Raw genomic sequence first — 8,921 nt, forward strand, 5'->3', positions numbered from 1 at the left:
GCCTCTACGATGAGGCATGTCCGGCCCGCCCCAACGCCGCAGGAGAGAGCATGGTCATCGAACCCGAAGCCGCAGCCATTCCCCGCCTAGGGTCCTCCGAGATGGTTCCTGCCCGCGCCACCCAGGACCGCATCGACATTCCGGAGTTCGCCCCCTCGCTCGCGCCCGACGGGGACTTCACCCTGGAACGCTTCCTGGACCGGGAAATCAGCTGGCTGGACTTCAACGCACGGGTCTTGGAACTGGCCGAGGACGAAGACCTCTACCTGCTGGAGCGGCTGAACTTCCTGTCCATCTTCGCCTCCAACTTGGACGAGTTCTTCATGGTCCGCGTGGCAGGCTTGAAGCGCCGGATCGCCACCGGGCTGGCGGTGCCATCCGCCGCGGGGCTCTCCCCGAGCGAGCAGCTGGAGCAGATCAAGATCGCCGCGCACAAGCTGCAGCAGCGCCATGCCCGGATTTTCGCCGAGCAGATCCGCCCGGCGCTGGCCTACGAGCACATCCACATCGTGCGCTGGGATGAGTTGGATGAGGCGGCGCGCACCGAACTCTCCGTGATGTTCCGGGAGCGGGTGTTCCCGATCCTGACGCCGCTGGCCGTGGACCCGGCCCACCCCTTCCCGTACATCTCCGGGCTCTCCCTGAACCTGGCCGTGGTCGTGCGCAACCCGGTGAGCGAGAAGGAGCTCTTTGCCCGCCTCAAGGTCCCGGACCAGCTCTCGCGGTTGATCCCCGTGGACGGCCCCCGCGCCGGCTCGGTCCCCGGCCGCACGGCCCGCTTCATCACGCTGGAAGACGTCATCGCCCAGCACCTGGACCTGCTCTTCCAGGGCATGGAGGTGCTGGAACACCACACCTTCCGGGTCACCCGCAACGAGGACCTGGAGGTCGAAGAGGACGACGCCGAAAACCTGCTCCAGGCGCTGGAAAAGGAACTGCTGCGCCGCCGGTTCGGACCCCCCGTGCGGCTGGAAGTGGCCACGGACATCAACCCCAGCGTGCGCGAGCTGCTGGTGCGCGAACTCGGCGTCGATGAATCCGAGGTGTACGCGCTGCCAGCGCCGCTGGACCTCCGCGGCGTGGAGGCGATCTACCAGATCGACCGGCCGGACATGAAATACCCCAAGCAGCTGGCGCACACCAGCCGCCACCTGAACGAAAGCGAAACGTCCAAGGCCGCGAACGTCTTCGCGGCCATGCGCCGGCGCGACATTCTGCTGCACCATCCGTACGACTCGTTCTCCACCTCCGTGCAGGCGTTCCTGGAGCAGGCCGCCACCGACCCGAAGGTGCAGGCGATCAAGCAGACGCTGTACCGGACCTCGGGTGATTCGCCGATCGTGGACGCGTTGATCGACGCCGCCGAAGCGGGCAAGCAGGTGCTGGCGTTGGTGGAGATCAAGGCCCGGTTCGACGAGCAGGCCAACATCGACTGGGCGCGGAAGCTGGAACAGGCCGGCGTCCACGTGGTGTACGGCATCGTGGGCCTGAAGACCCACTGCAAGCTCTCGCTGGTGGTCCGCCAGGAGGGCGACGGGCTGCGGCGCTACTGCCACATCGGCACCGGCAACTACCACCCGCGCACCGCCCGCTATTACGAGGACCTTGGCCTGCTGACGGCGAACTACCAGGTGGGCGAAGACCTCTCCAAGCTGTTCAACCAGCTCTCCGGCTACGCCCCGAAGTCCACGTTCAAGCGACTGCTGGTGGCCCCGCGGTCGGTGCGCTCCGGACTGATCGACCGGATCGAGAAGGAGATCGCCAACAGCAAGGCCGGCCGCGCCGCCCGCGTGGTGATTAAGGTGAACTCGATGGTGGACGAGGCCGTCATCGACTCGCTCTACCGCGCCTCGCAGGCCGGCGTGAGGGTGGACGTGATTGTCCGCGGGATCTGCGCCGTGCGCCCGGGCGTTCCGGGGCTGAGCGAGAACATCCGGGTCCGTTCCGTCCTCGGCCGGTTCCTGGAACATTCGCGCGTGTTCGGTTTTGCCAACGGCGGCGAGCCGGTGGTCTACATCGGTTCCGCCGACATGATGCACCGCAACCTTGACCGCCGCGTGGAGGCGCTGGTGCAACTGAACTCCCGCGAGGACATCAACGACCTGCTGGCCCTGATGGACCGCTACATGGACCCCGCCACCGCCAGCTGGCACCTGGACAGCGACGGCACGTGGACCAGGCACCACAAGGACGACGACGGCAACCCGCTGTCCGACATCCAATCCTGGCTGCTCGCCTCCCGTTCCCGCCAGCGCACCGCCACCCGCCGCTGATGACGCAGAGCAAGACCAGCGACGCCGGCGCTCCCCCGGGCGTCAAGATCACCGCCGCCGGGGCCCTGTGCTGGCGCGTCCGCCAGGGCCGGCTGGAAGTGCTGCTGATCCACCGGCCGCGCTATGACGACTGGTCCTGGCCCAAGGGCAAGCTGGACAGGGGCGAAACCACGCCCGAGTGCGCCGTCCGCGAGGTCCACGAGGAGATCGGCGTCCAGGTGCGGCTGGGCATCCCGCTGCCCACCATCCGGTACCGCGTCAGGGCCGGTCTCAAGCAGGTGGTGTACTGGGCCGCCAAGCTGGAGAAACAGGACCCCGTGCCCGACGGCGACGAGGTGGACCGCGTGCTGTGGTGTCCGCCCGCCGAAGCCCGCGGACTCCTTTCCAACCGTTCCGACGTGGAACCGCTGGACGCGTTGGAGGCCGCGCACCGGCGGGACGAACTCGATACCTATCCGTTCGTCGTCGTCCGCCATGCCAAGGCCAAACCGCGGTCCGCCTGGTCGCAGGCCGAGGGCGAGCGCCCGCTGGTGGCCACCGGGCGGCGGCAGGCGCTGGCGGTGTGCCGGATGCTGTCCGCGTGGAAACCCAAGCGGATCGTCTCGAGCCCCTGGCTGCGCTGCGTGCAGACCGTCACCCCGTACGTGCTGCACACCCAGACCAAGCTGCGGACCGTCGAGGCCATCACCGAGCACAACAACGAGCGCAACCCGAAGAAGGCCCGGGCCGCCCTCGTCCAGATGCTCGACAAGGGCAAGCCCACCGCCGTCTGCAGCCACCGGCCGGTGTTGCCGAACCTGTTCAACGTGCTGGCGGACCGGATGGATCCCGAACTCGCCGCGCAACTACCCACGGAGGACCCCTACCTGCGGCCGGGAGCCGTGCTGGTCTGCCACATCGCCAGGCACCGGCGCGGGCGCATCGTCGCGCTCGAAATCCTCGAGGCCTACGACGACTAAAACCGCCGCCACTGGCGCAGCGGCAGCCTCTTGACCGCCTGATTGTTTGTATCAATAGTTGATCCATTGATGCAGCACGAGGGGGAACGTGGACTCGCTCACCAGCACCATGACCGGCCTGCTGATCGGCGCCGTCATCATCTACGCGGTGTTGCGGTTCATCGCGGGCCGCAGCGGTGCCGCCCGCGATCCGGCCACCGCCCCGTCCACGGCTTCGGGCGCTTCCGATGCTTCCGCGCGTGACGCGGCCCGGATGCACGCGTTCTGGACCGCGCTCGTCGCGTTCTTCGCCAGTGGCCTGTCCGCGGCGTCGGAGGTCGGGCGCATCCCCGCGTACTACTACGCACCGGGCCACGCCCCGCAACCGTCTTGGCTGGCCGGGCTGCTGATCCTCCTGGTGCCGCTGGTCAGCCTGCCCGGGATCTACATCATCGGTCAATACACGTGGCCGAGGCCCCGCGGCAGCGTCCGCCGGGCCGACATCACCGCCCGGCGCATCCGCGACTACCTCCCGCGGGGGCTGCTCGCGGTGGTGGCCGCGACGGCAGTGCTGGCGGTGGCGGCGGCGGCAGCCATCCGGGAACTGCCGGGCATCGAAGGCTTCAGCGGCACCGGGACCTTTGACGCCGTCGAAATTTCCGGGGACTTCACCGGCCGGCAATCCGGCGGCTACTTCGCTCCTATCCTGCTGATCGGCGTCCTCACCCTCGCAGCCGGCGTCGCCGCAGCGACGGCGGTCATCGTGCGCCGGCGCTCCCTGGACCCGCTCAGCCGCGAGGACAACGCCATCCTGCGACGAATCCTGATCAACCGCTTGTTCCGCACCGCTACCTTGCTTTTCGCCTCGCTCGGCACCATGGCGGTCAGCTTCGCCAACGTGCAGGGGCCCCACCTCTCTCCCGACGGACCCGCGCCCGGGACGGGATGGGAACCCGTCCAGCAGCTTGCCGGCGGAGCGACCGTCGCGCTGATGATCGCCATGGCCCTCTGGCGGCCGCCGCACCTGTCAAAGGCCGGACCCCCGGGGGATGCTTCCTCCCCGCCTGTCCTGTACCGCGGCAGCTTCGCCGCGGGCCTGGACATCACGACGATGGCGCGCACCGCCGGTACCATCGTGGCGGTGCTGGCGCTGCTGCTCTTCGGGAGCTGGGCCACCTTCGCCGTGCCCGTAACCGTGGTCGACGGCGCACCCGCCGTTTCCCCCGCTTCTCCGCTGCCCTTGCTGCCACTGGCGATAGCCGTTCCGGCCGCCCTGTTCCTGGGCGCCATTGCCGCCGGAGAGATCCGGCTGTGGCGCGGCCACACCAGGCCCGCCGCCCCGTCCATCGCCGGGCCGTGCCCCGCGGTCCGGCCCGTTCCGGCTGCCAAGCCGTGGCCCGCCGTGCGCCTGGTGGCGCGGCCGATGCTGACCGCCGTGGCCGCCGGGGCGGTGCTGCTGGCGGCTGTTGTCGGGTTCAACCTGGCTGCGCCCGGCCGCGTGCCGGACCTGCTGGCCGCCTTCGCCGTCGTCGGGCTGGCGCTGCTCCTGCTCGGTGCCGCCGCCCTCCTGCTGGTACACCGCCGCCCGCCGCTGCTCGAGGCAACTCCGGAGGCGGACAACCTGCTGCGCCGGGTCTCGGCCTTTCGGCTGGCCCGGATGACCGCCGCCGGGCTGACTGCCCTGACTGCCCAGCTGCTCACCTCGCATCCGGCGGCGTGGGGTTGGTTCCTCGACGGCGGTGTCGTACTGCACCTGCACCAGCTCTCCCCCGGCGCGCATACCGCGCTGCGGATCACCGCCGCCGTGCTGTACCTGGCCGCGATCGTGCTGGCGCTGCTGCCCGGCCCGTCTCGCCCGCGCCGGTCCGTCGCCGCCCACACCGGCCACCCCGTGCCCTGCCGCCCGGCTGAGCCAGGCACCTCAACTACACTGGACGCTGTGAACGCGATTCCCACCCCGTACGAGGACCTGCTGCGCGACGTCATGGCCAACGGCACGGCCAAATCCGACCGCACCGGCACCGGCACCCGCAGCGTCTTCGGCCGCCAGCTCCGCTACGACCTGGCCCAGGGTTTCCCGTTGATCACCACTAAGCGCGTGCACTTCAAGTCCGTGGCGCTGGAACTGCTGTGGTTCCTGCGCGGTGACTCGAACGTGAAATGGCTGCAGGAACGCGGCGTGAAAATCTGGAACGAATGGGCGGACGCCGACGGCGAGCTCGGCCCGGTCTACGGGGTGCAGTGGCGGTCCTGGCCCACGCCAGACGGCGGGCACATCGACCAGATCGCCCAACTGGTCGAAGACCTGAAAAACAATCCGGATTCGCGCCGGCACATCGTGTCCGCGTGGAACGTGGCGGAGATCAAGAACATGGCCTTGCCGCCGTGCCACGCGTTCTTCCAGTTCTATGTGGCGGACGGCAAGCTTTCCTGCCAGCTATACCAGCGCAGCGCGGACATGTTCCTGGGCGTGCCCTTCAACATCGCTTCCTACGCGCTGCTGACCCTGATGCTCGCCCAGCAGGTGGGCCTGGAGCCGGGCGAATTCGTGTGGACCGGCGGAGACGTGCACGTCTACGACGACCACGTGGACCAGGTCCGCGAGCAGCTGTCGCGCGCCCCCTACCCTTACCCCACGCTCAACATCCTGCGGAAGCCGGAGAGCATTTTCGACTACTCGCTGGAGGACTTCGAGGTGGCCGACTACCAGCACCACCCGGCCATTAAGGCACCGGTGGCCGTATGAGCGCCGACCACGTTGCCGCGCGTCCGTACCCGGACAGCGTCGCCGAAGCCGTGCTCGGAGCCGGACGGTCCGGGCAGTTCGCCGCGCCGGTGGTCGGCATGATCTGGGCTCAGACCAGCAACGGCGTCATCGGCCGCGACGGCGGCATGCCCTGGCACCTGCCCGAGGACCTGGCGCACTTCAAGCGAACCACCCTGAACCATCCCGTGATCATGGGACGCAAGACCTGGGAGTCCTTCCCGGACAAGTACCGGCCACTGCCCGGGCGCACCAACATCGTGGTCAGCCGGCGGCCCGAACTGCGCGGGCAGCTGGCCGCGGGGGGCGCCGTCGTCGTTGAAACCATCGAAGACGCCCTGGCGGAGGCGGCGGCCAGCCCGGGCAGCGACGAAATCTGGTTCCTGGGCGGCGGCGAGATCTTCAACCTCGCCAAGCAGCATGCCAATGCGGCCTCGGTGACGGTCATCGACATGGAGACGGACGGCGACACGTACGCCCCGCAGCTCGGCCCGGACTGGAAGTTCGACGGCGTCACCCCCACCGAGGACTGGCACACCGCGGCCAACGGCACCCGCTACCGCATCTCGCTCTGGGTCCGCGGCCAGGAGTAGGCGCGGCCGGAGCGGCGAAAGGCCGGGCCGGGGGAATCGCCGGCGGCGGGCACCGTCGTCGTACGTGTGACGCATGCGTTCCGCCCAGGCTGTGTGATTCACGGTGCCCACCTGATGCAACTCACAGCGCCCCCTTGTGTAACCCGCAGGGCCTACCTGTGTAACTCGCAGCGCTTAAATTGACCCCGTCCGTAAAATGGAATGCATGACTTCCCCTGCAGCCACTTCATCTGCCCAGTCCGTCGGCCTGATCGGTTGGCGCGGCATGGTCGGCTCCGTCCTCATGCAGCGCATGCAGGATGAAGGCGACTTCGACCTCATCAACCCAGTATTTTTCTCCACGTCGAACGCCGGCGGCGACGCCCCGGCCTTCGCTGCGGGTGCCGGCAAACTGCAGGACGCGTACGACATCGAGACGCTGGCAAAGCTGCCGATCATCGTGACGGCCCAGGGCGGCGACTACACCGCCGAGGTCTATCCGAAGCTGCGCGACGCCGGCTGGGACGGCCTGTGGATTGACGCGGCGTCCACCCTGCGGATGCAGGACAGCTCCATCATTGTGCTGGATCCGGTGAACCGCGATGTCATCGACGCTGGTTTGGCGCGCGGCGTGAAGGAATTCATCGGCGGCAACTGCACCGTCTCCTGCATGCTCATGGGCCTGGGCGGCCTGTTCAAGAACGGCCTCGTCGAGTGGGGCACGTCCATGACCTACCAGGCGGCCTCCGGCGGCGGCGCCCGGCACATGCGCGAACTGCTGAACCAGTTCGGTACGCTGAACGCCGTGGTGGCCGATGAACTGGCACAGCCCTCCTCTGCCATTTTGGAAATCGACCGCAAGATCCTGGCCCAGCAGCGCAGCCCCGAACTGGATTCCTCCCAGTTCGGCGTACCGCTGGCCGGTTCCGTTATCCCGTGGATCGACAAGGACCTGGGCAATGGGCAGTCCAAGGAAGAATGGAAAGCCCCGGCCGAGACCAACAAGATCCTGGGGCTGAGCGACGACAAGCGCATCCCGTTCGACGGTCTGTGCGTCCGTATCGGCGCCATGCGGTCGCACTCGCAGGCCCTGACCTTGAAGCTCACCGAGGACCTGCCGGTGGCCGAAATCGAGCGAATCATCGACGCCGACAACGAGTGGTCCCGCGTGGTTCCGAACACCAAGGAAGCCACCATGGAGCACCTGACGCCCGTGGCGGCCAGCGGCACGCTTGAGATTCCGGTAGGCCGTATCCGCAAGCTGGAAATGGGGCCCGAGTACATCAGCGCCTTCACCGTGGGCGACCAGCTCTTGTGGGGTGCGGCGGAACCGCTGCGCCGCATGCTGCGCATCGCCACCGGCAACCTCTAGGACCTGCAGCCGGCAAGAGTGCCGGCGAGGCGTTTGAGCGCCCGGAGCCGCGGTGACCTGGGGCAGTGAGCGCGAAGGCGTGAGAAGCCCGGTGCTGTGAAGCCCGGTACTTTGAAGCTTGGTGCCACGAGGAGCCCGCCCCTATCGGGCGGGCTCCTGCTGTCGCCGGGGACGATCTCTTCCTTCGGCACAGCGCCGCCCACGAAAGTCCTGCCACGCCGACCTGTCTCCTGAGCCCTCTGACTCACCGACACCGCACGTGACTTGTCCTCCACAGGCCTTCGACGGCTCCGCTTTCAACCGTTCGCCTGGCGACTCTTCCTCCACAGGCAAGGGACGACGGCAGGGTTATTCACTTTCATCGAATGTCCGTTCTACCCAGGGCTTCGGCTGCGTAGCGTTGAAGTATGGCAGCGGAACCGTTGGACGAGGCACAGGAGCCGGAGGAACACTCCGGCATTCCTGCCCTGCCCGACGACGCTACCGCCGACGACTTCGACAAGCCCCAGGGACCGCCAGAGAACGCGATCTCCGGCTCTCCCGTCGGTGCCCCTTCGTCCGGTGGCTCAGGCCCCGGTGCTGCCACGCACGGCGCCGCCGACGACGTTGAGGAACCCGGCTGCGCGGACACCGGGCGGCCAGGAACGGGCGACGCGGCGCTTACAAACTCTCCGGACGCCGCCGCGGTTTCGGTACCGGATCGGCAGGGGTGGGCGGAGGATTGGCAGGAACTGGGACCGGCGGAACTGGCCGGCCTGCTTGCGGGCACCGACCCGGCTACCTTGGATGACTGGTCGACCCTCGACTACCTCCAGGCCGTGCGCAGACACGAGGCTTGGACCCAGTCCCGCCGGTTGCGGGCCGTGCACCGCCTGGCGGTGCTCCGCCCGGCGACCGGCGCCGATGCCGGGGCACCGGACGGGATCTGCCGGCACGCCGCCCACGAGCTCGCGCCCATCCTGGCCGTGCCCCGCCAACGCGCGGCAGCGGAACTGGCCGACG

Annotated in this window: 6 protein-coding genes; all 6 read left to right on the top strand. The window is 68.5% G+C overall.

Annotation, left to right across the window (positions count from 1 at the left end; genetic code table 11):
* Positions 1-50 precede the first annotated feature (50 nt).
* The gene (locus tag AC5RVD_RS10545) at positions 51-2,273 is read left to right on the top strand and encodes an RNA degradosome polyphosphate kinase (RefSeq protein WP_494113750.1); all 2,223 of its coding nucleotides are present in this window, start codon (positions 51-53) and stop codon (positions 2,271-2,273) included.
* Positions 2,273-3,232: an NUDIX hydrolase gene (locus tag AC5RVD_RS10550; RefSeq protein ID WP_494126881.1), complete on the top strand. Its 960-nt coding sequence runs from the start codon at positions 2,273-2,275 to the stop codon at positions 3,230-3,232. The genes AC5RVD_RS10545 and AC5RVD_RS10550 overlap by 1 nt, the downstream gene beginning before the upstream one ends.
* Positions 3,233-5,195: 1,963 nt before the next feature.
* Entirely contained in the window at positions 5,196-5,957 is a 762-nt protein-coding gene (locus tag AC5RVD_RS10555; protein WP_494126886.1) for a thymidylate synthase, read from the top strand.
* Positions 5,954-6,568 (top strand): dihydrofolate reductase, encoded by a 615-nt coding sequence (locus AC5RVD_RS10560; RefSeq protein WP_494126882.1) that lies wholly within the window; start codon positions 5,954-5,956, stop codon positions 6,566-6,568. The genes AC5RVD_RS10555 and AC5RVD_RS10560 overlap by 4 nt, the downstream gene beginning before the upstream one ends.
* 205 nt (positions 6,569-6,773) lie before the next feature.
* A complete protein-coding gene (gene asd / locus AC5RVD_RS10565) occupies positions 6,774-7,919 on the top strand; it encodes an aspartate-semialdehyde dehydrogenase (protein WP_494113753.1) in 1,146 nt (381 codons plus the stop codon).
* A gap of 407 nt (positions 7,920-8,326) precedes the next feature.
* Positions 8,327-8,921: hypothetical protein (locus tag AC5RVD_RS10570; RefSeq protein ID WP_494126883.1), on the top strand; the 595-nt coding region annotated here is incomplete at its 3' end.

This window comes from Arthrobacter sp. THG-b23 (genome assembly GCF_059091265.1).

What these genes read in the sequence shown, in the direction of transcription:
- asd (WP_494113753.1), top strand. Translation starts at nt 6,774, where the DNA reads ATGACTTCCCCTGCAGCCACTTCATCTGCCCAGTCCGTCGGCCTGATC.
- AC5RVD_RS10555 (WP_494126886.1), top strand. Translation starts at nt 5,196, where the DNA reads ATGGCCAACGGCACGGCCAAATCCGACCGCACCGGCACCGGCACCCGC.
- AC5RVD_RS10560 (WP_494126882.1), top strand. Translation starts at nt 5,954, where the DNA reads ATGAGCGCCGACCACGTTGCCGCGCGTCCGTACCCGGACAGCGTCGCC.
- AC5RVD_RS10545 (WP_494113750.1), top strand. Translation starts at nt 51, where the DNA reads ATGGTCATCGAACCCGAAGCCGCAGCCATTCCCCGCCTAGGGTCCTCC.
- AC5RVD_RS10550 (WP_494126881.1), top strand. Translation starts at nt 2,273, where the DNA reads ATGACGCAGAGCAAGACCAGCGACGCCGGCGCTCCCCCGGGCGTCAAG.